Here is a 21,925-nt window from a genome sequence, read left to right on the forward strand (position 1 = left end):
TTCGTATTTTAAAATAAACTTTTACTGAGAATTCTGAGCCTTACGAACCATTTTAAATAGATTAGAAGAGTATACAAAGTTGGTTACTTCTTCATTATCTGTTTTGAAAATTTGAGTTTTATCGCCTTCCCAAGCAAGATGCCCCTCTTTCAGGAAAACAATTTTTTCCCCAATTTCCATTACAGAGTTCATATCATGCGTGTTGATAATGGTTGTGATATTAAACTCTTCGGTAATTTCTTGAATTAGGTTGTCAATAACTGTAGCTGTATGTGGATCTAACCCAGAGTTTGGTTCGTCACAAAAAAGATACTTAGGATTGTTTACAATAGCTCTAGCAATGGCAACACGTTTCTGCATTCCTCCAGAGATTTCTGAAGGTAATTTATGATTAGCATTTTCAAGATTTACACGATCTATTACTATGTTTGCACGTTCACGCATTTCTCCTTTTTTCATCTTGGTAAACATCTGTAGCGGAAACATAATATTTTCCTCAACAGTCATAGAATCAAAAAGAGCACTTCCTTGAAAAACCATTCCTATTTTTTCTCTAATAGCACGTTGATCTTCAAAATCTAAATCAGAATAACAAATTCCGTCATATAGGATTTTGCCACTATCAGGTCTAAATAAACCTAACATGCTTTTGATAAACACAGTCTTTCCAGATCCACTTTGTCCAATAATGAGGTTGGTTTTTCCTTTGTCAAAAGAAGTCGTTAGTCCTTTAAGAACTTCTACGTCACCAAATCCTTTTTTTAAATCTCTTACTTCTATCATTAGCTTAACAACATTTGAGTTATAAAATAATTTGTGACAATAATAGCGACACTCGTCCAAACAAAAGATGTTGTACTCGCTTTACCTACTTCAAGAGCCCCACCACGCATATAAAATCCGTGAAAAGATGGAATAGTAGCTAGTAGGAAAGAAAAAATAAAGGTCTTTAAAAAAGCGTATACGATATGAAATGGAATAAAATCATCTTTTAAACCTGTTAAAAATTGATCGGCAGTTGTGAAGCCTCCGTATACGGCAGCAATATATGCTCCCAATATTCCTAAAAACATAGCGATGGCAATGACAAAAGGATAAAAACACATGGCAACTATCTTAGGGAATACAAGATAGTTTAAGGAGTTAATTCCCATGACTTCTAAGGCATCAATTTGCTCAGTAACACGCATAGTGCCTATACTCGAAGTAATAAAAGAACCTACTTTTCCAGCCATAATAATAGAGAGAAAGGTAGGCGCAAATTCAAGTATAACAGATTGCCTAGAAGCAAAACCAATAAGTTGCTTCGGAATTATAGGATTGGTAAGGTTTAAAGCGGTTTGTATGGCAACTACACCTCCTACAAAAAAAGAGATAAAGGCTACAATCCCTAAAGAACCAATGATTAAATCATCAATTTCTTTAAATATCAATACTCTCAAGACTTTCCCTTTTGTTGGTTTCACAAAGGTCTCTTTTATCATTAAGAAGTATTTACCTATATCGTGTAGATATGTCATGCAATTGCTTTAAGAAAGCTAAATTAACAAAATAAACTAGTGAAGCATTATTTTGTTATGGCTTTGTGATAGTTCTATAATTTGAGTAACGCTTTAATTTTTTTGTAGATATCTGTGTTTTCATAGATTCCAGAAAAATCTTCTGCACCTGGACCATAAGCAAAAACAGGAACCATCGTCGCTGAGTGTCCATCTGTAGAAAATGAAGGCTTGATCTTATTGTAATTACCTTCATCAGAAGCGAGTGTAAACCCTCCAGTTTCATGATCGGCAGTTACTATAACAAGCGTGTTTTGATCTTTTTTTGCAAAATCTAATACTTTTCCTAGAACGACATCAAAATCGATCATTTCTCCTATAAGGTAATCTGCATCATTTGCATGCCCTCCCCAGTCTATTTGAGAACCTTCTACCATTAAGAAAAAACCATCTTTATCTTTATTTAAATAAGAAATACCCAACGAAGTGGCATCATGAAGAAAAGAACCTCTTCCATCAATCATTTTTGGTATTCCTCCATCTGAAAGAAGAAATCCATATTTTTTATTTGGATCTGTTGGCATTGTAGGGTTAATAGCAGAAGTAGCTACGTCAAATCCATTTTTTGTAAGATCGCTTAGTAAGTCCTTTTGATCTGATCTATTATTAAAAAATTTAAGTCCGCCTCCAGCAAAAAAGTCAACAGAAGAGTAGGTGAGTGCTTCTGCAATTTCTTCTTCCATTTTACGATATTTTACATGCGCATAAAAGCTTGCAGGTGTTGCATGTGTAATGGTTGAGGTCGCAATCACTCCTGTAGCGTATCCGCGCTCAGATAACTCTTCGAGAATGGTAGGTGTTGCAATAGTATCTGTATTTACACCTATAGCACCATTATAGGTTTTTATTCCTGAGGCAAATGAAGTAGCTCCTGCTGCAGAATCAGTAATGAGATCACTTGCAGAGGATGTTTTTATGAGTCCAATATGTTTAAATCGCTCGTAATTAGAAGGTTTTGAATGATAAAACTGTGTAGAAGATATTTGACTTATCCCCGTACCATCAGCAATCATCATAATGATGTTTTTTGGTGCTTTTTTCTTTTTTACAGGAGGTGTTTGTGGGACAGATGGCGATTGCGGTGTTGTAGTAATTTCCTTGGTGGCACAAGAAAATAATATGCATAACGATGCGATCGCTATAAATTGAAATCTAAATGTAGACATAATGTGTGCTTTATAAAGGTGTAAAAATACTAATATATAAAAGGTATTTTATCAGGATAGTGTTAAGAATTTATGGTGTGATTTTAGAAATAATACCTTGCCATCTTAATTTTCTAATAAATATTCCTTCTTCCTTTGTGACAAGATACGGTTGTTTATATCGCTTTGCGCGAAAATAACCACTCATATAATCAAAAAAGAATCCTATTTTTCTTTTACGAAATGCTAACTTTAAGGAGGCTATTGCTGTAAGTATAAAACCATAACGCATGCCATAAAATGCTTGTCCTTGTTTGTATTTTGCTGCTTTTGTATAGGTGTTTCCGGTAGGCTTTAAATGTTTTACAGCGAGTTTTTCGTCTGTAATGATGTGCCATCCATGATATTTTGATTGTAATTCATCAATAGTGTCCCAACCCATAGCAGCTTTAAGCCCGTTTATTTGTTTAAAACAATCTTTTCTATAGGCTTTAAGCGCTCCTCTAATATGGTCTTTATTAGTTAAGTTTTCTAGAACCCATTGCTCTTGTTTTTTGATATAGCAAAATCCACCTACCATTCCTGCTTTTGGGTTTTGCTTAAAATGAGAAATGATGGTTTCTAGATAATTAGGAGGGAAGATAAGATCTGCATCAAATTTGCATATAATATCATAGTGGTCATCTAATGTTTCTAATCCTTTTTGAAATGCTTGTATTACTTTACTGCCGGGCAAGTGCTGTGCTTCGGCATTAGAATTAACGAGGGTTATGAATGAGTACGCTTTCGCGAAAGCGGATATTACCTCCTCAGAATTGTCAGTACTATGGTCATTTACGACAACAATCTTTTTAGGAAGCATTGTCTGAACTACGAGAGAATCTAATGTTTGCGAAATGAGTGTAGCCTCATTATGACAGGGTATGACAATATATACATCCATTTATGACTTTTTTTCGGCATAGATGAGGTAATACCTTGGTGTAAATAGTCGTAATAGCGGCCTGATTCCTAATTTCTTTACGGGATTTGTGAACTTTTGTCGTTTTTTAATTTCCCATCCTGCTTTTTCAAAAACCCAATCAAATTGCCAATCTTCAAACTCATGATAATGTCTATCCCAAGGATCTGTTTTGCTTTGATACGCTTCAGAAAACCACAACTTAAGTGGGATACTTGCTACAATTTTAGTTGCTTTTACATCTTTTACGACATGAAAAGGAGAGAGGAGGTGTTCAAAAATCTCAAAAGCAGTAAGTACATCATAATCTTCTTTTTGAACTGCAGTGGTATCCAAATCAAGGTCTTCTCCTGTCGTATTCTGTACGGTATATCCTTCACGTTCCATAAAATCTACAAATGGATTACGTACTCCTAGATCTAAGATGTTGACATTTGTATTTGGTACAACTTCTTTTAGAAATTCTATAGTGTGTTTATAGCGTTTGCTAGGAAAGGTGTTTTCGTACATATTAGAAACTCATTTCGTAATATTCGAAGATAGGTAATGTCTTTTGGAAAGACAATGCGAAAACGAATCTAATATCTATATACAATAGCATTAATATTCATTCCAGCTCCTACACTAGCAAATATAATTAAGTCACCTTTATGTACTTCTTGATCTTTTATTTTGCCATTAATAACAAGATCAAATACAGTAGGTACTGTAGCAACAGAACTATTTCCTAATTTATGAATGCTCATAGGCATTACATTGTCAGGCATTGGGTAGTCATATAGTTTGAAAAAACGTTCACAAATTGCTTCATCCATTTTTTCATTTGCTTGATGAATAAATATCTTTTTTACGTTTTCTATTTTTTCTCCACTCTTGTCAAGACAAGATTTCATTGCCTGAGGTACATTTGTTAATGCAAAATTGTAAATTTTTCGACCATGCATTTTTATATACCTAGTATCATGAGATTCCTCTTGATTATTAGATTTTCCGAAAAATAGGAAATAGGCTTCGTCATAGGTATATGTAGCAGATTCAAAAGCAAGAATACCTGTATCGCTATTATTGTTTTCTTCGACAATAGTTGCGCCAGCACCATCACTGTATATCATACTGTCTCTATCGTACGGATCTACTACACGGGATAAGGTTTCTGTCCCTATAACAAGGCATCGTTTTGCCATTCCTGCTTTTATGAAAGCTTGTGCTTGTATAACACCTTCTATCCAACCAGGACATCCAAATAAAATATCATAAGCAACACAGCGAGGGTTTTTAATACGCAAACTGTGTTTTATACGTGAGGCTAAACTTGGAACAAGATCACTTTGCTCTCTCCCTTTCTGAACATCTCCAAAGTTATGGGCAACGATAATATAATCTATAGTTTCAGGATCTATATCTGCATCTAAAATTGCTTTTTCTGCAGCAAAAAAGCCTAAGTCCGAAGAAGTAAGATGATCTTTTGCATATCTTCTTTCTTCAATACCAGTGATCGCTTTAAATTTTTCTATAATAACTGTATTTTCATGTTTTATAGAAGAACCATCGCTATTTAGAAACAAGTGGTTATTAAAATCTTCATTTTTTTCAACCGCGCTAGGAATATAGCTTCCTATTCCTGTAATCTTAATACCCATATATGGTCTTTTTATTAGTATTTGGTAAAAGTAATGAAACTCAATTAAATAGTTAATTTATGATGAGTTTATGATTAAATTTTTATGAATTTAGAACTATTTTCGAGAAAATAGTAAAAGATCGATTGTTGCTGGTTGGATTTTTATTTTTTTTTGAGAATACTGAAAAAAAATAGCAGGTATACACATACCTGCTATTGTATCTTATTATATTTAAAATATACTATGCTTCTTCCATGTATTCTTCAATAGGAGCACAGGTACATATTAAATTACGATCTCCATATGCATCATCTACACGTCTTACAGTAGGCCAAAATTTATTTTCAGCGATATAAGATAATGGGTATGCTGCCTTTTCTCTAGTGTATGGGAAATCCCATGTATCAGCTGTCAGCATTGTAAGTGTGTGTGGAGCATTTTTCATGACATTATTTGGATCACTTGCTGCTTCCTCAATTTCTTTTCTAATGCTAATCATCGCATCACAGAAACGATCAAGCTCTTCTTTACTTTCACTTTCTGTAGGTTCAATCATAATTGTTCCTGCTACTGGAAAAGATACTGTAGGTGCATGGAAGCCATAATCCATAAGTCGTTTAGCAATATCAGTAACTTCAATACCATTTGCCTTAAATGGACGACAATCTATGATCATCTCATGTGCTGCACGACCACGTTCTCCAGTATATAAACATTGGTAATGTCCATCTAAACGCTCTTTAATATAGTTTGCATTTAAAATGGCATACTCTGTAGATTTACGTAATCCGTTTTCTCCTAGCATTGTAATATATGCGTAAGAGATTAAACAAGCTAGTGCAGATCCCCAAGGCGCAGCAGATATTGCTGTTATCGCTTTTTCTCCTCCTGTTGTGATCACTGGATTTGATGGTAAAAAAGGAACTAATTGGCTTGCGACACAAATAGGACCAACGCCAGGACCTCCTCCTCCATGAGGGATGGCAAATGTTTTATGAAGATTTAGGTGACATACATCTGCTCCAATAGCTCCTGGATGTGTAAGTGCTACTTGTGCATTCATGTTTGCACCGTCCATATATACTTGTCCGCCATTTTCGTGAATGATACTCGTAATGTCTTTAATGGCACTTTCATATACTCCATGAGTAGACGGGTAAGTTACCATTAATGCAGCTAGGTTGTCTTTATGTTCTTCAGCTTTTGCACGTAAATCATCTAGATCTATATTTCCATTCTCTAATGCTTTCGTAACAATTACTTTCATTCCAGCCATTACTGCACTTGCGGGATTTGTTCCATGAGCAGAAGACGGGATTAAACATATATTTCTATGAGATTCACCTCTTGATTCATGATAAGCACGTATGACCATTAATCCTGCATACTCACCTTGAGCTCCAGAATTAGGTTGTAATGATGTTCCTGCAAAACCAGTAATTTCAGTAAGTTGATCTTCTAGTTTCTTTAGCATAGTCTGATATCCTTGTGCCTGATCTATAGGCGCAAATGGATGGATATTTCCCCATTGTGGATTACTTAAGGGAAGCATTTCTGATGCAGCATTTAGTTTCATCGTACATGACCCTAAAGAAATCATAGAATGATTTAAAGAAAGATCTTTGCGTTCTAACTTTTTAATGTAACGCATTAATTCTGTCTCTGAGTGGTAACTGTTAAATACATCTAGAGTTAAAAAAGGAGTATCACGAGCAATTCCTCCAGAAATACTAGTTCCTTCTATAAGTTCTTGTACTTCAAAAGGAGTTTTGTCTAGTGCTTTTGCAAAAACAGCAATGATAGTATTGATGTCTTTTATAGTTGTTGCTTCATGTATTGATATAGATACCGTGTTGGTGTCAGGATAATAAAAATTAATATTGTTTTCAGTTGCTATTGCTGCTACTTTATTACTATCTGTTTTTACTTGAATAGTATCAAAATAGGCAGTATTTGTCTGGTATAATCCTAATTTTTCTAATGCATCTGCAAGAGTCGTTGTTGAGTTGTGAACTTTATTTGCAATATGCGTTAATCCTTCAGGACCATGATATACGCCATACATTCCAGCCATCACGGCAAGTAATACTTGTGCAGTACAAATATTTGAAGTTGCTTTATCGCGTTTTATGTGTTGTTCTCGTGTTTGGAGTGCCATACGAAGTGCACGGTTTCCATTCATATCTTTTGTAACTCCAATGATACGTCCGGGAATATTACGTTTGTAGGCTTCTCTTGTAGCAAAATATGCTGCATGAGGTCCCCCGTATCCTAATGGAATACCAAAACGTTGTGTAGTTCCCACGACAACATCAACACCCATTTCTCCGGGCGCTTTTAGTTTTACAAGGCTTAAAATATCTGCAGCAACGGCTACTTTAATCCCTGCATCATTTGCCTTACTGACAAAAGTTGTTATATCGTGTACCTGTCCAGATTTTCCAGGATATTGTAGTATAGCTCCAAAGAAATCCTGCGAAAAATCAAAAGATTCATGATTACCTATAACAAGTTCTACACCTATAGGAGTTGATCTTGTTTGTAATAATGATAATGTTTGGGGTAGTATTTCTTCAGATACAAAGAATTTTGAAACTCCTGCTTTTTTCTGATCTCTACTACGCACAGCAAATAATAATGCCATTGCTTCGGCAGCAGCAGTTGCTTCATCTAATAGAGAAGCGTTTGCCAATTCCATACCTGTAAGATCAGTAATCATCGTTTGATAATTAAGTAATGCTTCTAACCTTCCTTGAGCAATCTCTGCTTGATAAGGCGTATATGCAGTATACCAACCTGGATTTTCTAAAATATTACGTTGTATTACCGCTGGAGTAACTGCTTGATGATATCCTAACCCAATATATGAGTTGAATACTTTATTTTGTGAAGCAAGTTCTTGAATATGGGCTGCAAACTCGTGTTCACTCATAGCAGGATCAAGCGTAAGCGGTTGCTCAAGTCTAATATTATCAGGAATTGTTTCAAAAATGAGTTGATCTATAGTTTCAACACCTACTTTTTGAAGCATGGCAGGAAGATCAGATCTTCTTGGGCCGATATGGCGTAAAGCAAATGAATCAGTATTCATATTGGATTGAATTTTTAAGTAACAAAATTACGACTTATAAGTGTAAAAAATATATCTTTTAAACCTACAATTAGGTAAGTTGTAAACGATTTTACGAGCTTATTAACAGTTATCTTATTTTTGTTTAATGAAATGGTTGAAGCGTATTTTTGATTTTTATATCAATAGTAGTATACATGTGAGTTTAGCAGTGGTTTCGTTGGTGTTTGTGACCAATGAAACTTTCAACATTTCTTATCACAAAGAATTTGTTTTTTTTGTTTTTTTTGCAAGTGTAACTGGATACAATTTTATAAAGTATTCACGTTTAGCTAAACTGCACCATTTAAGTCTCACAGAATCCTTACGTGCTATTCAATTATTTTCATTGGTGTCTTTTGGATGTATGGTGTATTATGCACTGAAACTTTCTTATGATGTATTATATGTGTGTGTTGTTTTTGGTTTGCTTACATTGTTGTATGCGCTGCCTGTGCTTTCGCGAAAGCGTAATTTACGTTCATTTTATGGAGCAAAAATGTATACGATTGCTATTGTTTGGGCAGGTGTAACGGTATTGTTGCCAGCAATAGATGGTTTGTTAGAATTAAGTGTAGACGTATGGATTACTTTTGTACAACGATTTTTATTTATCATCGTTATCACATTACCATTTGATATTAGAGATCTGAATTATGATCGAGAAGAGATAAATACGATCCCTAAAAACTTAGGAATTAAATATACTAAGCTTTTAGGGATCGGTTTACTTATACTATTTTTTATTATTGAATTTTTAAAAGATCATATTCAATATAAAAATGTGTTTTCTTTATGTTTGGTAGGTATGCTTTCTGCTATATGCTTGTTATGTTCTTCAGACAAGCAATATAAGTATTATGCTTCTTTTTTTGTGGAAGGGTTGCCTATGATTTGGTTTGGTTTACTGAGTTTGCTGTGCGTTTTATTGCCCTAATTCTTTTGCAAGTCTTTCTTTTAAAGCATTTTTTTCATCTTGACTTACTGTCTCAACTTTTGGGCTATTCATAGCCTTGGTAAGTTTTGTGTTGTTTGCAGTATATGTTCTACAAGCTCTACAGTACATCAAGTGAAAGGTAAGCTTTATCTTCTCTAGGAGACCAGCTTCTTTGTATTGATTTTTGTCACAGATATGATTTGCTTCGTGACATTCTAATTTTACTTTCATATTGTATTCTTTCTTAATAATTTTTGAGTATTTAGAACCAGTCTTTTTCCATACAACTAGCCATAGCTGTACGAGCTCTATGTATGATTACCCAAAAGTTAGACGGAGTAATATCGAATTCATTACAAATTGTTTCTGTATCAAACCCATCTATGGTTTTCATTCTGAAAATACGTGCTTGTTTTTCTGGAAGTTTAGAAAGGCATCCATAAATAGCTTCTCCTAATTCTTCATTTTGAATTTGATCTTCTGCTGTTTTATCAAACGGATCTGCTACACGTTCTTCTAACCAGTCACCCTCGCTCTCATCATCTTTATAATTAATGTGAACTTCTGCTTTTCCTTTTTTAGAATTTGATTTACGATAGTGATCTATAATTTTACGTTTAAGAATAGATATAAGCCACGTACGTTCGCTAGCATCTCCTTTAAAGTTTTTCATAGACTTAAGACCAGCAAGAAATGTTTCTGATATTAAATCCTGAGCCATCTCTCTATCATTTACGCGAGCGATGGTATAATTAAATAAATAATCTGAATATTGGTCGACCCATTTTGTAGGATCTATTTGGTTTGATGGCATAGCCGATTTTATCGAGGGTTTACGCAAAAATAACAATTTTGATAAAATTCACACTGTTAATGTAAATTTTATCAAAATTTTATAGTAAGTCTACTAGAAAGTTTTTTGGAAAGATATGATTTTAAGATTAATAAAACGTAGGAGTTTATATGTTTTAGCTGTTATACATATAAAGACTACAATTTATTTAAAGGCTTTTATGCTTTTAATATGTTCACTAAAAACTAAATGCTATGAAAAAAATATTACTGCCTGTATGTACATTATTATTTTTTTTGAATGGAACTTCTGCTTTTTCGCAATGGCTAAATTTTGAAGATGAGACTGAAGACCGTATTGTCATCTCGACGATAACGGATAATGAAAATCCTGATGTTGTAGATGATATGGAAAAAGATTTTCTAGTAGCAGATTTTGACAATGATTCTTTTCAAGATCTAGTTGTTGTACGAAAAACACCTTTTTCTTTTGAGGGAGCTAAAACGGACCTTCTATTAATGAATAATGGAAATGGAGTGCTCGAAGATCAAACAGATGTATTAGCTCCAGAGTTTCTAACAGATCCTACAGATGCTAGAGATGCAATTACTGTAGATATAGATCTAGATGGTTGGATGGATATTTTTATTGTAAATACATTTCAAGATCAACCTAAGTTATATATGAATAGAGGTAATGATACCGATGGAAATTGGTTAGGGTTGGAAGATCAGACAGATACAAGACTTCCTTCACTTACGATAGATGTGATACAATTTTGCGCAGCAATAGCTGGCGATCTTACAGGAGATGAGTATCCAGAAATATATATGGTTAATTATAGTCAGACTGGACCTGTGTTGGATGTATTATATATAAATGATGGAAACGGTAATTTTACGGAAGAAGCTCAAAGTCGTATGGGAAATTTAAGGACCTCTAGTTTTGGTACGGCAACAGAATTTCACGATGTAGATAATGATGGTGATTTAGATATTATTAAATGTCTTGGCGCAGGAGGAGGTCCTGTAGTTCCATTTAATGATCAAGGGTTATTTACAATGTTTAATAATGGTGATGGGACCTTTACAAACTTTCAAAGATTTCCTGGACCCGCACCTTATATGTTTACTGCAAGTGATTTGGATGATGATGGCGATCTAGATTTTTATACGGTTGATGATTTTCAAGATTATGTAAATTATACTGGAGCTATACAAATAGATCAAAATGTAATATACACACAACAAATGTTAACATCAGATAGAACTGATGTGTGGGGAGGAAATGTGAAAATGGTAGACTTAGATGGCGATGGCGATCAGGATGTTACTATTGCCAGTGTAGATACTGATGAACCTCCTTGCGATACTTCTGAAGATAATGGACAAAATGGTGGTATTAGAACGTTTACACTGTTTGAAAATGAAGGTGTCTTTGGAGGTGCTATCATTGATCCTTATGAGAATCAAGATAATATCTGGAATATTGGAAATTATGATCAGGATTTTATAGATATTAATAATGACGGACTTTTAGATATTATACTAGGAGCTTGTGAAGGGTATATGTTTTTAATACAGGAAGAGACTTTAGCTGTAGATGATGTATCAACTTCTATTAGTGAGACAATATCTATATTTCCTAATCCAAGTAATGGTATTATGAATATACGTATGAATGATGTGCAAAGTGAAGAAATTCTAATAGATGTTTATACGGTAACAGGAAGATTGCTTACTTCTATTTCTAGAGATGCTACATTAAGTAATACACAGGTATTTGATGTGGATATCACTGAACAGGCAAGTAGTGGAATTTACTTTATGAAATTTACTACAGACCAAGGAACAACTACTAAGAAGATAATTATTGAGTAAAACAAATGATATTTTATTTTCAAAAGGCAAGCAAGCACCACACATTGCTTGCCTTTTTTATGCTAAATAATTAAAATGCTATTTAGCGTTCAAGTTCTTTTTTAAGAATTGAATTTCTATTTTCAATAAAACTTGTCAAGTGTTTTTTAAGGAGCAGCTTGTCAAATAATTTTCCAAATATCCCGTAAGGGGTTTGATAGGTAATCACATCTTTCATATGAACACTCTCTTCTTTTTGTTCAAAATAATGTTGATGTCTAAATGATTTAAAGCGGCCTTCTATCATTTCATCTACAAAGTAAGAGGAAGCTTCATAGGCAGATATAATAGAAGTGTGTGTCAAGAATACTCCAAAATGCTTTCCTCTCCAGGTAACTGTTTCATTATGCTTTATAATTCCAGAGGTCACCCCAGCAATGGCCTCTTCATTGGTTTGTGAAGCTGTTTTCTTATGGAAATCAATATCTAATGAGAGTTGAAAAGCTTCTTCTACGGTACTATGAATTTTTGTGTGTAGTGTTATGACGGTCATGTGGTTAATTCTTTTAGGGCAGTTTCTAAATTTTGATAGGAGAATGTGTATCCATGTTCAAGCAAACGTTTAGGAATTACATTGCGACTTTTTAATAAGAGTTCGGTTTCTGTACGAATTAGAAACGCTCCCATTTCTAATATGGGTTTAGGAGCTGGTATTCCAAATGGAATGTTGAGCGTTTTACGTAATAACCTCATTAATGTTTTATTATCAGACGGATGTGGAGAAACTACATTTATGACACCATCTATCTCGCTGTTTTTGATACAAAAATCAATAATTTGAACAAAATCATCTTCGTGTATCCAACTGAATTTTTGATCTCCAGATCCTTGTTTTCCGCCTAGACCCAATTTTGTCATTGTCGTCATAGGTTGTAGTGCTCCTCCTTCTTTTCCTAAGACAATAGCAGTACGTAAAGCGACTTTTCTTGTCGAGGGTGTATTTGCTTCAAAGAATGCTTTTTCCCACGCTTTCGCAATACTTACAGAAAACCCATTGCCTATTTCGCCATGTTCTTCATCCATTTCTTTATCTAATGAATGTCTGTATATCGTTGCTGTAGATGAATTCAACCATACCTTTGGAGGGTTTTTACATACCGCAATAGCTTCACCTAAAACAGTCGTGCTATCTACTCTAGAATTCAAAATAAGGTCTTTGTTTTTTTGGTGATACCTACAATCTACAGATCTTCCTGTCATATTGATAAGTACATCTGCTCCATCTAATTCAGTTGCCCAATCATCTATGGTTTTTGCATCCCAAATCACTGTTTTAGAATTGTCTTTGATGGTGCTTTCCTGCCTGCCGGCAGGCAGGCGCGAAAGCAAAACAATTTCGTCAAAAGAATCTTTGAAATAAGAGATGATAACCGAGCCTAAAAATCCTGTGCCTCCAGCAATAATAAGTTTTTTCATAATATATTTATTGTGTTACAGTAGGACCTTGCACGCGTTGAATAATGGTTGATTTTGATTTCTTACGACCTCTTAAAAATAAGAATAAGTTAAGGAATAGCATAACCCCTAAGTAGATAGAAAAACCTCCAATTTTAGTACTTAATACTTCTATAAGCTCTTGATACGTTTCATCAAAATGATAACTTTCAATTCTTAATATAGAAAGCCCAAAACCTAAGTTTAATAAATAAAACCCGATTTCAAAAAGCCGATTGGTAGAGAGCGCAATCTCTTCACGGCCTTTAAAGATTTCTATCATAAAGATACGTCCATTCTTAAATAATGTCTTTGAAACAAAAAATGTGAGTAATATGATAACAGGTAAATAAATAAAATAACCGATAATGATCTTTGAAGTTTCCATAATAATTGTATTTAAATGTGTTGTTTTTGTGATTTAAAAAAGAGTTGTAGTACAATGATATTCATGTAATGTAATCCTGCTAAAATGAGTACAATACTTCCTACGTGAGACGCTATCGTATCGATGACGCTATAGGCATTTCTTACCGTCTTCCAAGTAGAAATTGTGTAGACAGCATATCCTATGTTTACTAAGTAATATCCCGTTAAGAGTATATTATTTATGTATAGACATAGTTGTGCATTGGTAGGCATAAGATGTAAGACAAAGACATTTCCATTACGATAACAAATAAGCCCTACTTTGTAGATAATGTATATCATCATACACCCATAAATAAGATAAGCGAGGATGTTATAGTTCATTAGACAATGGTTTGGAAAATATGTCTTTTTGTTTCTTTATGAGGAAAAGAAAACAGATAGCAATTAAAGCAGCGATAGATAAGCTTATAGTAAATGATATATCTTTTCCAATGCTTAGAATACTTAATACAATAGCCACTAGGAAAGGGTATGCGATAAAATAGTTACGTAATGTGGTATCTAGATGTCTCCATTTTGTAAGATATATTATATAGGATATCACTTGTGTAATACCAGTAATGGCCATAAATAAAAGACCTATAAAAGGAATAAATGCAAGTATTAGATTTATAATGATGATAACCTTATTGATGTTATATAGTCGTTTCATAATCTTATTATTTTTCCGCGGTGATGAGGTAATAGCCAAAATCTTTCATATGCAATCCAGAAGTCAATGCATAAAAAGAAGCTTTTAGATTATCCCAACTTTGTTTTTTGATAGGTTCTCTTTTCAATAACTTCTTTAATAGAAATAAAGGAATGGCAAAAGGCACGTGAAAAACAGAAGGCGCTACCCGAGGAGAAATATCTTCAATAGTCACTTTAGAAAACCCTACTTTTTCTAACTCTTTTTTGACCGTAGTAATAACACCAAGACCTTCTAAACTCCATTTTTTACAAAGCTTTTTATAACTATAAGAGCTTCCTATACATAATTTACTTGGTGGCTTTTTTAAAAAAGCATCAGCGATGACAAGACGTTTCCCAGGCTTAAGAATACGATATGCTTCTTTGAGGGTGTCATAACTATGACCCGAATGACAAAAACTCTCCATAGCAATTGCCCCATCCGTACTATTGGATGGTATAGAGGTATTACGAAAGTCTTCTTTGATAATAACAGCAGTATCCTTTTTTAATAATTTATTTCCTTCTGTTACTTGAAAATCAGATACAGTAACTCCGATCATAGAGAGCGCAGCATGTCTTTGTAAGAAGTGACGCATCGTTCCTCCCATACCACATCCTAAGTCTGCTACAAATTGTTTTGAAGGAGAAAGCTCAAGTCTCTTTAAAACTTGTGTATTCATTTCATTTAGCATAGAATCACGTCGAAACGGATTTGTTTTTCCAAAAGAGAAATACCCAAAATGCATATTAAAATCCTGACTCCAAAACGTATAATCTTCTGTTGCTTCATCATAAAAATTCTTGATTTCTTTACGAGTAGCATGGGTTTTTTTATGATACGTTTTTACGATATGTGATAGTGAAATGCTCATAATGATATTAGTTAAATAATTCCTGTAAGATTGTGTATAAATAGCGCTGTAAAGACAACTGCAAAAAGCACAAACAGTATATTCATACAATAGCTTCCTATTTTAAAAATAGGTTCCTGTGGGATTTCATACATAGGATAATAAGCTACCTGAGTGCCGACTTTTCCCACCCAGTATGCTCCAATTAACCCCGTGATTGCCAAAGCTAAGGGCGTCTGATTTTTAAGATCTTCAGTAAGTAAAAGAGCAATGAGTCCAAAAGAAAAATTAAGCCCTTGTATATACCGTCCATAGGTTTTTGCAATTTCTTGATTAAGCGGTTTTAATTGTTTAACATCTGTATACCAATCAAAAACACGGTGACGTATATATGGATAGATAAGCGCGGTAAATATCTGTCCGCAACCTCCTAAAATAATAAGCCAATTGGGAATATGAATATTCATAATGAAGATGTTTTAAATGTTTTGTACTCATGCTTTTTTTGATGAACCGTATGTATCATAAAAGTGAAGTAGAGTAGTAATGGAATCGGTAATACCATCCATAGATTAGGAGTAGGTAGGTAACAACTACTAATAAATAGTATCAGCCCTCCAATGTATAATTGGAAACGAACACTCGTAGGTTGCATTATAAAAAGCACCACGCCAACAAGACCTTGGTAAATACCAATGATGACAGGAAGTATCATTGTGAGTAACCAAAAGCTTTCTTCTATATATCCCAGTATACCTGATACCATTAGCGTACTGAGTAAGAAGGTATTTATATATGTTAGTGTTTTCATAATCAGAATGTTTTAAAGTTTCAGAAAATATTGAAACTTATAATTAAAAAAATAGTTAGCGCATTAATTTTAGTATTGTTTTTGTAATCCAGTTTTCTTTTTGTTCTGTAATCTTTTCAAGCATATTATCGGCTCTAGAAACAAAATCATATAGTTCTTCTGTTTTTGCTTTAAAATGAGCTGCTTTTGTAGATTCGTCACCATCTATAGCACTAATATCGTGTAGTACTCTTAAGGTCGGTTTAATCTCTCTTCGGCTACGTTCTTTAGCTATTTTACGAGCTAATTCATCAATATTTCCTTCAGCAGAGAAGAACTCTTTACGCTCTCCCGGTTTATATTCTTTAAATACAATCCCCCAATCCATAAGAGATCGTAAATTCATGCTTGTGTTTCCTCTAGAAATATGAAGCTCTTCCATGATATCTTCCATACTCAGTGGGTCTGGTGATATCATCAATAAGGCATGTATTTGTGCCATGGTCTTATTAATACCCCATTGCGAACCTAAGGCTCCCCATGTTTGGATAAATTTTGATTTTGCTTCTTCAAATTTCATACTTCAAAGATACTATTATTTTCGAACTTTCAAAATATTTTGAAACATTTATAACTTCATTTCCATTTTAACCCTAAAGAAGCGGCTTGATTTAATTTCGCCGAAAGGCAGAAAATAGAAGAAGAGAATTTGAGATTTGGAATTTGTTGGATGTTGGATGTTGGAAGCGGGAAGTATGAAGTTTTTTGTGATTTGTTTTTTTGTGATTTGAGATTTCATCTAAAGAGATTGAGTGATTTAATTTCGTCGAAAGACAGGGAAATATAGAAGAGAGAAAAGAGGAAAGAATTTGCGATTTGAGATTTTATAAGAGGTAATTTAATTTCGTCGAAAGGCAAAAAATTAATAACAATAAACCCCATTCCAACAATTAACAATTAACAGATAACAATTAACAGATACCGATTAACAATTAACAGATAACAGATAACAGATAACAGATAACAGATAACAATTAACAATTAACGAATAACAAATAACAAATAACAAATAACAAATAACAGATACCAACTCACAATTAAACACTTCTCACCCTGCAATAGCTGAAAAACCCATCGATTCCTTACTTTTACCCTGTGAAGGTAGTAATCATTTCAAGTGTTTGGGTAGAACCACAATCATCGGCAGCAGGAAGTCGTATGTTGCAATTAATAGAGCTGTTTCTTGCTAAAGACTGGAGCGTGACCTATGCGTCGACAGCATCTCCTAGCGAATACGCTATAGATCTTACAGAAAAAGGAATTGAGACTAGCACGATAACACTCAATGATCCTAGTTTTGATACATTCATCAAAGAACGCTCACCAGAGATAGTACTTTTTGATCGGTTTATGGTCGAAGAGCAATTTGGGTGGCGTGTCTCACAACAATGCCCAGAAGCCTTACGCATATTGGATACAGAAGACTTACATTGTTTGCGTAAGGCAAGACATCAAGCGGTAAAGGAAAACCGTGCTTTTGAAGAAAATGATCTCCTTTCTGATGTTGCCAAACGAGAAATTGCAAGTATGTATAGATGTGATCTTACCTTGATGATTTCTCAATATGAAATGGAATTACTTCAGGAATTCTTTAAAGTTCCTGGAACGCTATTACATTATCTGCCTTTTTTGCTTCCACCCGTATTGGGAGATTTTATCCCTTTTGAAGAAAGAGCTCATTTTATTTCCATTGGTAATTTTATACATGCGCCTAATTGGGATGCAACCCTACAACTTAAGCATACCATTTGGCCAGAAATTCGAAAAGCCATTCCTGATGCGCAATTGCATGTGTATGGCGCATATGCTTCACAGAAAGTATTGCAATTGCACAATCCAAAGGAAGGGTTTTATGTAAAAAGAAGGGCTGAAGATGCCAAAGAAGTTATTTCAAAAGCGAAAGTATTATTGGCGCCTTTACGTTTTGGCGCGGGACTTAAAGGGAAATTTGTAGATGCTATGCAATGCGGAACACCAAGTGTCACCACAAAAATAGGAGCAGAGGCGATGCAGGGAGATTTTACCTGGGGCGGATATATAGAAGATGATGTATACGCTTTCGCGAAAGCGGCCATAACTTTATACACCTATAAAAACTTGTGGAAGGTTGCTCAGGATCATGGACATATACTCATCAATAATCGCTTCCAACGAGTGGATTTTGAAGACGATTTTTATGCTGTAATCATGAAGTGCAAGCATACACTTTTAGAACACAGACGCAACAATTTCACAGGACAAATGCTCCTACATCACACGATGCAAAGCACCAAATTTATGTCTAAGTGGATTGAGGAGAAGAATAAAGGGGAATAGTAATGGTATATAGTTGGCATTATGCGTTCGAGCGCAGTTGAGAAGCATATTTTTTTAGTTTGGACTATTTTTTAATCTAAACTTTTTACCTTCTTTATAATTGATTGGTAAATTTGGGCTTTTGATTCCAAAAGGACCTGTTCCTCCAGATTGGTAATAGTATTCGTCTTTGTTATCTGAATATCGCCCTGCACACAAAAGTTTAAAAGTTGTTGTTTTTCGATCTGATTTGGAAACAGAAATGTCAATCCATACAGGGACTTTTCCGTTTCTATAAATTAAGTCAAGAACTTGTTTGTCAGTTAGCCCTACTTCAATTCTGTCATTGTCTTCGGGATAGATATCAAATTGTGTTAAAGAAGGATCGTCATGAGAAATATTAAGAAATACATTATACCTAAATTCAGGAATCAACTTGTCTTTTAAATACTTTTCAGCAAACTTAAATGAAACAAAACTAGCTCCATTGATTAATATTAAAAATTCTTCTTTGGTCATTTTAATGGTAAGTAATCATAAAATAAAAGTGCGACATTTGTGTCGCACTTTTATTAGCTTATATTTAAATCAATCCCGCTCTTCTCAATAAAGCATCAGGTTGAGGTTCTTGTCCTCTAAAACGTTTATACAACGTCATTGGATTTTCAGTACCTCCTTTGGATAATACATGCTCCTTAAATTTTTGAGCAATCTCTTTATTGAAGATTCCATGCTCTTTAAAATATTCAAACGCATCTGCATCCAATACTTCTGCCCATTTATAACTATAATATCCAGAAGAATATCCTCCTTGGAAAATATGAGAAAACGAAGTACTCATACACGTTTCTGGCGTTGGAGGATATAAACTCGTCTCTGAGAATGCATCACTTTCAAATGCCTTAACATCAGTAATTGCAGATGGATCTTGACTATGCCACGCCATATCCATCAATCCAAAACTCAGTTGACGCAAGGTTTGCATTCCCTCTTGGAAAGTTGCAGAGTCTTTGATCTTCTGAACCAATTCCATAGGAATCACTTCGCCAGTTTCATAATGTGTTGCAAATAACTCTAACGCTTCTTTTTCATAACACCAATTTTCTAGCACCTGACTAGGAAGCTCTACAAAATCCCAATACACCGATGTTCCCGATAAACTAGGGTAGGTTGTATTAGCAAGCATTCCGTGCAATCCGTGTCCAAACTCATGGAATAAAGTAGTCACTTCATTAAACGTAAGTAGAGAAGGTTTGCTGGGCGTAGAAGGAGTAAAGTTACATACGTTAGATACATGTGGTCGTTCATTTACACCATCTTTCATCATTTGAGATTTAAAAGATGTCATCCAAGCGCCACCGCGTTTTCCTTTACGAGGGTGAAAATCTGCATAAAACAATGAAATAAAATTACCATCGGCGTCTAATACATGATAGGTTTTTACTTCCTCATGATAGGTGTCTACATCAAATACTTCTTCAAACTGAAGTCCAAATAATTTTTGAGCCACAGTAAATACACCAGTAATGACATTTTCTAACTTGAAATAGGGTTTTAATTGCTCGTCATCGAGACTAAATAGTTTTTGCTTTAATTTTTCAGAATAATATGAGCCATCCCATTTTTCTAATTGTTCTATGTTGTCTTCCGCTTTCGCGAAATTTTCCAATTGCGCAAATTCTCTTTGAGCTGCTGGTTTTGCTTTTTCTAGTAGTGTATTTAAGAAAGAGATGACTTTGTCTGGCGTTTCTGCCATACGTTCTTCCAATACAAAATGTGCATGCGTATCATACCCAAGAAGATTGGCGCGTTCATGTCGTAATTGAACGATTTCTAACACATTTTTTTGATTGTCCTGCTCATTTCCTTTAAATGCTTTACTACCAAAAGCAATAGAGAGTTCTTTACGTAATGCTCTGTTAGTCGCATATTTCATAAACGGAATGTAGCTTGGATAATCTAATGTGATCACCCATCCTTTTTTATCTCTGTTCTTGGCTTCACTAGCAGCGGCTTCTTTAGCACTTTCTGGTAAACCATCGAGGTCACTCTCGTTTGTAAGATGTAACTCATAAGCATTGGTCTCTGCGAGTACATTTTCTCCAAACGTAAGTTTCAATTTTGCTAAAGCAGCATCTATTTCTCTTAATCGAGATTTTTTGTCTTCAGCTAAGTTGGCACCGTTACGTGCAAAACTTTTATAACGTTTGTCTAAAAGCGTATGTTCTTCTACAGATAGGTCAAGGGAATTTTTCTGATCATATACACTTTTAATACGAGCAAATAATTGCTCGTTAAGCGTAATATCATTTCCAAACTCAGAAAGTAAAGGGGATACTTCTTGTGCTATTTTTTGAATATGTTCATTAGTCTCTGCGCTATTCAAATTAAAAAACACACTAGAAATACGATCCAATTGTGCACCAGCATAATCAAGAGCGACCACTGTATTTTCAAAAGTAGGTGTATCTGTATTGTTTGTAATCGTATCTATTTCTTCTCTAGCCATCGTAATGGCTGTTTCAAATGCAGGCTTAAAATGTTCGTTTTTTATGCTAGAAAAAGGAGCCTCATTAAAAGGTTGTAAGAGTGGGTTATCTGCTATGTTCATATAAGATGCAATTAATTTTTGTATTTCATCGATATTTTTGTGTATTTCATCGATGTTTAGGTTATGTCGGTAGGATTTAAACAGTTGGTTTTAAACTGAATGATATCTTTGACGTGAGTTTTAGTGAGAATTCCCCAATTCAATGTAAAAACATAAGGTTTGATACTATTTAGGATGGTTAATAAATACAAATTCAATACCCCAACGTTACATTGATAGAAAGGCCACCTGGAGAGGTGGTCTTTTTTATTTTAGACTTTTTGCCCCGTCAATAACCTTTTGTTTTAATTCTTGTTTATACGTGATAATTCTTTGTTGTATGTCAGTATCTGTAGCACCTAAAATTTGAGCTGCAAGAATCCCTGCATTTTGAGCTCCGTCTAATGCAACGGTTGCTACAGGAACACCGCCAGGCATTTGTAAGATAGATAATACAGAATCCCATCCATCTATAGAATTTCGAGATTTTACTGGAACACCTATCACAGGGAGTGGAGACAATGAAGCCACCATCCCAGGCAAATGAGCAGCGCCTCCTGCACCAGCAATAATCACATTGATACCTCTGGTATGTGCATTTTGACCATAATCAAAAAGCTTTTCTGGCGTACGGTGTGCACTTACAATATCTACTTCTGTAGTAATTCCTAAATGCTCAAGAATATCAATGGCTTTTTGCATAACTGGAAGATCACTTGTACTTCCCATGATGATTCCTACTTTCATATATTT

24 protein-coding genes are annotated in these 21,925 nt (G+C 34.4%); 3 read left to right on the forward strand and 21 right to left on the reverse strand.

Annotated features, from left to right (window positions below; genetic code table 11):
* Positions 1 to 21: 21 nt before the first annotated feature.
* The 7 genes from Q1A60_RS18485 to gcvP all read right to left on the reverse strand — a co-directional run bounded on the left by Q1A60_RS18485 (position 22) and on the right by gcvP (position 8,378).
* The gene (locus Q1A60_RS18485) at positions 22 to 783 is read right to left on the reverse strand and encodes an ATP-binding cassette domain-containing protein (protein WP_299767844.1); all 762 of its coding nucleotides are present in this window, start codon (positions 781 to 783) and stop codon (positions 22 to 24) included.
* Complete coding sequence (locus tag Q1A60_RS18490; protein WP_299767842.1) at positions 783 to 1,520, reverse strand: ABC transporter permease; 738 nt, start codon at positions 1,518 to 1,520, stop codon at positions 783 to 785. The genes Q1A60_RS18485 and Q1A60_RS18490 overlap by 1 nt, the downstream gene beginning before the upstream one ends.
* Positions 1,521 to 1,594: 74 nt before the next feature.
* On the reverse strand, positions 1,595 to 2,725 hold the full coding sequence (locus Q1A60_RS18495) for an alkaline phosphatase (RefSeq protein WP_299767840.1): 1,131 nt from the start codon (positions 2,723 to 2,725) through the stop codon (positions 1,595 to 1,597).
* 70 nt (positions 2,726 to 2,795) lie between these two features.
* On the reverse strand, positions 2,796 to 3,647 hold the full coding sequence (locus Q1A60_RS18500) for a glycosyltransferase family 2 protein (RefSeq protein WP_299767839.1): 852 nt from the start codon (positions 3,645 to 3,647) through the stop codon (positions 2,796 to 2,798).
* On the reverse strand, positions 3,648 to 4,175 hold the full coding sequence (locus tag Q1A60_RS18505) for a methyltransferase (protein WP_299767837.1): 528 nt from the start codon (positions 4,173 to 4,175) through the stop codon (positions 3,648 to 3,650).
* 68 nt (positions 4,176 to 4,243) lie between these two features.
* The gene (locus Q1A60_RS18510) at positions 4,244 to 5,305 is read right to left on the reverse strand and encodes a 3-oxoacyl-ACP synthase III family protein (RefSeq protein WP_299767835.1); all 1,062 of its coding nucleotides are present in this window, start codon (positions 5,303 to 5,305) and stop codon (positions 4,244 to 4,246) included.
* A gap of 223 nt (positions 5,306 to 5,528) precedes the next feature.
* Complete coding sequence (gene gcvP / locus Q1A60_RS18515) at positions 5,529 to 8,378, reverse strand: aminomethyl-transferring glycine dehydrogenase (protein WP_299767833.1); 2,850 nt, start codon at positions 8,376 to 8,378, stop codon at positions 5,529 to 5,531.
* A 127-nt stretch (positions 8,379 to 8,505) separates the two neighbouring features.
* Between gcvP and Q1A60_RS18520 the strand changes: the two genes are divergently transcribed.
* Positions 8,506 to 9,333 carry a hypothetical protein gene (locus tag Q1A60_RS18520; protein WP_299767831.1) on the forward strand — a complete coding sequence of 276 codons (828 nt, stop codon included), beginning with the start codon at positions 8,506 to 8,508 and terminating at the stop codon, positions 9,331 to 9,333.
* Here the strand turns inward: Q1A60_RS18520 and Q1A60_RS18525 are convergent.
* Positions 9,322 to 9,564, reverse strand: a complete 243-nt coding sequence (locus tag Q1A60_RS18525) for a hypothetical protein (RefSeq protein ID WP_299767829.1) — start codon at positions 9,562 to 9,564, stop codon at positions 9,322 to 9,324. The two genes, Q1A60_RS18520 and Q1A60_RS18525, sit on opposite strands and share 12 nt — an antisense overlap.
* 31 nt (positions 9,565 to 9,595) lie before the next feature.
* Positions 9,596 to 10,147: a sigma-70 family RNA polymerase sigma factor gene (locus tag Q1A60_RS18530; RefSeq protein ID WP_089372902.1), complete on the reverse strand. Its 552-nt coding sequence runs from the start codon at positions 10,145 to 10,147 to the stop codon at positions 9,596 to 9,598.
* Between the two features lie 233 nt (positions 10,148 to 10,380).
* Here Q1A60_RS18530 and Q1A60_RS18535 point away from each other — a divergent pair, with 233 nt between their 5' ends.
* The gene (locus tag Q1A60_RS18535; protein WP_299767826.1) at positions 10,381 to 12,006 is read left to right on the forward strand and encodes a T9SS type A sorting domain-containing protein; all 1,626 of its coding nucleotides are present in this window, start codon (positions 10,381 to 10,383) and stop codon (positions 12,004 to 12,006) included.
* 82 nt (positions 12,007 to 12,088) lie between these two features.
* On the opposite strand, the gene Q1A60_RS18540 is transcribed toward Q1A60_RS18535, so the two are convergent.
* Genes Q1A60_RS18540 through Q1A60_RS18580 form a run of 9 tightly spaced genes read right to left on the reverse strand, consistent with a single transcriptional unit; the run spans position 12,089 to position 16,807 of the window.
* Positions 12,089 to 12,538, reverse strand: coding sequence for an SRPBCC family protein (locus tag Q1A60_RS18540; RefSeq protein ID WP_299767824.1), 450 nt, complete (start codon positions 12,536 to 12,538; stop codon positions 12,089 to 12,091).
* Complete coding sequence (locus Q1A60_RS18545) at positions 12,535 to 13,461, reverse strand: TIGR01777 family oxidoreductase (protein ID WP_299767822.1); 927 nt, start codon at positions 13,459 to 13,461, stop codon at positions 12,535 to 12,537. The genes Q1A60_RS18540 and Q1A60_RS18545 overlap by 4 nt, the downstream gene beginning before the upstream one ends.
* A gap of 7 nt (positions 13,462 to 13,468) precedes the next feature.
* On the reverse strand, positions 13,469 to 13,867 hold the full coding sequence (locus Q1A60_RS18550; protein WP_299767820.1) for a hypothetical protein: 399 nt from the start codon (positions 13,865 to 13,867) through the stop codon (positions 13,469 to 13,471).
* Positions 13,868 to 13,878: 11 nt separating this feature from the next.
* On the reverse strand, positions 13,879 to 14,232 hold the full coding sequence (locus Q1A60_RS18555) for a hypothetical protein (RefSeq protein WP_299767818.1): 354 nt from the start codon (positions 14,230 to 14,232) through the stop codon (positions 13,879 to 13,881).
* Positions 14,222 to 14,563: a hypothetical protein gene (locus Q1A60_RS18560; RefSeq protein WP_299767816.1), complete on the reverse strand. Its 342-nt coding sequence runs from the start codon at positions 14,561 to 14,563 to the stop codon at positions 14,222 to 14,224. Before Q1A60_RS18560 ends, Q1A60_RS18555 begins: the two co-directional genes overlap by 11 nt.
* 7 nt (positions 14,564 to 14,570) lie before the next feature.
* Complete coding sequence (locus Q1A60_RS18565; protein ID WP_299767814.1) at positions 14,571 to 15,458, reverse strand: class I SAM-dependent methyltransferase; 888 nt, start codon at positions 15,456 to 15,458, stop codon at positions 14,571 to 14,573.
* Between the two features lie 11 nt (positions 15,459 to 15,469).
* The gene (locus Q1A60_RS18570; protein ID WP_299767812.1) at positions 15,470 to 15,904 is read right to left on the reverse strand and encodes a hypothetical protein; all 435 of its coding nucleotides are present in this window, start codon (positions 15,902 to 15,904) and stop codon (positions 15,470 to 15,472) included.
* Entirely contained in the window at positions 15,901 to 16,248 is a 348-nt protein-coding gene (locus tag Q1A60_RS18575) for a hypothetical protein (protein ID WP_299767810.1), read from the reverse strand. Before Q1A60_RS18575 ends, Q1A60_RS18570 begins: the two co-directional genes overlap by 4 nt.
* Positions 16,249 to 16,303: 55 nt before the next feature.
* Entirely contained in the window at positions 16,304 to 16,807 is a 504-nt protein-coding gene (locus tag Q1A60_RS18580; protein ID WP_299767808.1) for a MarR family transcriptional regulator, read from the reverse strand.
* 575 nt (positions 16,808 to 17,382) lie between these two features.
* On the opposite strand from Q1A60_RS18580, the gene Q1A60_RS18585 reads away from it, so the two are divergent.
* The gene (locus Q1A60_RS18585; RefSeq protein WP_299767806.1) at positions 17,383 to 18,603 is read left to right on the forward strand and encodes a glycosyltransferase family 4 protein; all 1,221 of its coding nucleotides are present in this window, start codon (positions 17,383 to 17,385) and stop codon (positions 18,601 to 18,603) included.
* A 54-nt stretch (positions 18,604 to 18,657) separates the two neighbouring features.
* Here Q1A60_RS18585 and Q1A60_RS18590 read toward each other — a convergent pair whose 3' ends face one another.
* The 3 genes from Q1A60_RS18590 to purE all read right to left on the reverse strand — a co-directional run bounded on the left by Q1A60_RS18590 (position 18,658) and on the right by purE (position 21,919).
* A complete protein-coding gene (locus Q1A60_RS18590; RefSeq protein WP_299767804.1) occupies positions 18,658 to 19,101 on the reverse strand; it encodes a hypothetical protein in 444 nt (147 codons plus the stop codon).
* Positions 19,102 to 19,165: 64 nt separating this feature from the next.
* On the reverse strand, positions 19,166 to 21,193 hold the full coding sequence (locus Q1A60_RS18595; protein ID WP_299767802.1) for a M3 family metallopeptidase: 2,028 nt from the start codon (positions 21,191 to 21,193) through the stop codon (positions 19,166 to 19,168).
* Between the two features lie 246 nt (positions 21,194 to 21,439).
* Positions 21,440 to 21,919, reverse strand: coding sequence for a 5-(carboxyamino)imidazole ribonucleotide mutase (purE, locus tag Q1A60_RS18600; RefSeq protein WP_299767800.1), 480 nt, complete (start codon positions 21,917 to 21,919; stop codon positions 21,440 to 21,442).
* Positions 21,920 to 21,925: the final 6 nt, after the last annotated feature.

The sequence above is a fragment of the uncultured Dokdonia sp. genome (assembly GCF_947492535.1).
Classification (GTDB): Bacteria; Bacteroidota; Bacteroidia; order Flavobacteriales; family Flavobacteriaceae; genus Dokdonia.

Bases quoted from the DNA above. Each gene is read 5' to 3' on its own strand.
- Q1A60_RS18485 (WP_299767844.1), bottom strand. From the start codon at position 783: ATGATAGAAGTAAGAGATTTAAAAAAAGGATTTGGTGACGTAGAAGTT.
- Q1A60_RS18490 (WP_299767842.1), bottom strand. From the start codon at position 1,520: ATGACATATCTACACGATATAGGTAAATACTTCTTAATGATAAAAGAG.
- Q1A60_RS18495 (WP_299767840.1), bottom strand. From the start codon at position 2,725: ATGTCTACATTTAGATTTCAATTTATAGCGATCGCATCGTTATGCATA.
- Q1A60_RS18500 (WP_299767839.1), bottom strand. From the start codon at position 3,647: ATGGATGTATATATTGTCATACCCTGTCATAATGAGGCTACACTCATT.
- Q1A60_RS18505 (WP_299767837.1), bottom strand. From the start codon at position 4,175: ATGTACGAAAACACCTTTCCTAGCAAACGCTATAAACACACTATAGAA.
- Q1A60_RS18510 (WP_299767835.1), bottom strand. From the start codon at position 5,305: ATGGGTATTAAGATTACAGGAATAGGAAGCTATATTCCTAGCGCGGTT.
- gcvP (WP_299767833.1), bottom strand. From the start codon at position 8,378: ATGAATACTGATTCATTTGCTTTACGCCATATCGGCCCAAGAAGATCT.
- Q1A60_RS18520 (WP_299767831.1), top strand. From the start codon at position 8,506: ATGAAATGGTTGAAGCGTATTTTTGATTTTTATATCAATAGTAGTATA.
- Q1A60_RS18525 (WP_299767829.1), bottom strand. From the start codon at position 9,564: ATGAAAGTAAAATTAGAATGTCACGAAGCAAATCATATCTGTGACAAA.
- Q1A60_RS18530 (WP_089372902.1), bottom strand. From the start codon at position 10,147: ATGCCATCAAACCAAATAGATCCTACAAAATGGGTCGACCAATATTCA.
- Q1A60_RS18535 (WP_299767826.1), top strand. From the start codon at position 10,381: ATGAAAAAAATATTACTGCCTGTATGTACATTATTATTTTTTTTGAAT.
- Q1A60_RS18540 (WP_299767824.1), bottom strand. From the start codon at position 12,538: ATGACCGTCATAACACTACACACAAAAATTCATAGTACCGTAGAAGAA.
- Q1A60_RS18545 (WP_299767822.1), bottom strand. From the start codon at position 13,461: ATGAAAAAACTTATTATTGCTGGAGGCACAGGATTTTTAGGCTCGGTT.
- Q1A60_RS18550 (WP_299767820.1), bottom strand. From the start codon at position 13,867: ATGGAAACTTCAAAGATCATTATCGGTTATTTTATTTATTTACCTGTT.
- Q1A60_RS18555 (WP_299767818.1), bottom strand. From the start codon at position 14,232: ATGAACTATAACATCCTCGCTTATCTTATTTATGGGTGTATGATGATA.
- Q1A60_RS18560 (WP_299767816.1), bottom strand. From the start codon at position 14,563: ATGAAACGACTATATAACATCAATAAGGTTATCATCATTATAAATCTA.
- Q1A60_RS18565 (WP_299767814.1), bottom strand. From the start codon at position 15,458: ATGAGCATTTCACTATCACATATCGTAAAAACGTATCATAAAAAAACC.
- Q1A60_RS18570 (WP_299767812.1), bottom strand. From the start codon at position 15,904: ATGAATATTCATATTCCCAATTGGCTTATTATTTTAGGAGGTTGCGGA.
- Q1A60_RS18575 (WP_299767810.1), bottom strand. From the start codon at position 16,248: ATGAAAACACTAACATATATAAATACCTTCTTACTCAGTACGCTAATG.
- Q1A60_RS18580 (WP_299767808.1), bottom strand. From the start codon at position 16,807: ATGAAATTTGAAGAAGCAAAATCAAAATTTATCCAAACATGGGGAGCC.
- Q1A60_RS18590 (WP_299767804.1), bottom strand. From the start codon at position 19,101: ATGACCAAAGAAGAATTTTTAATATTAATCAATGGAGCTAGTTTTGTT.
- Q1A60_RS18595 (WP_299767802.1), bottom strand. From the start codon at position 21,193: ATGAACATAGCAGATAACCCACTCTTACAACCTTTTAATGAGGCTCCT.
- purE (WP_299767800.1), bottom strand. From the start codon at position 21,919: ATGAAAGTAGGAATCATCATGGGAAGTACAAGTGATCTTCCAGTTATG.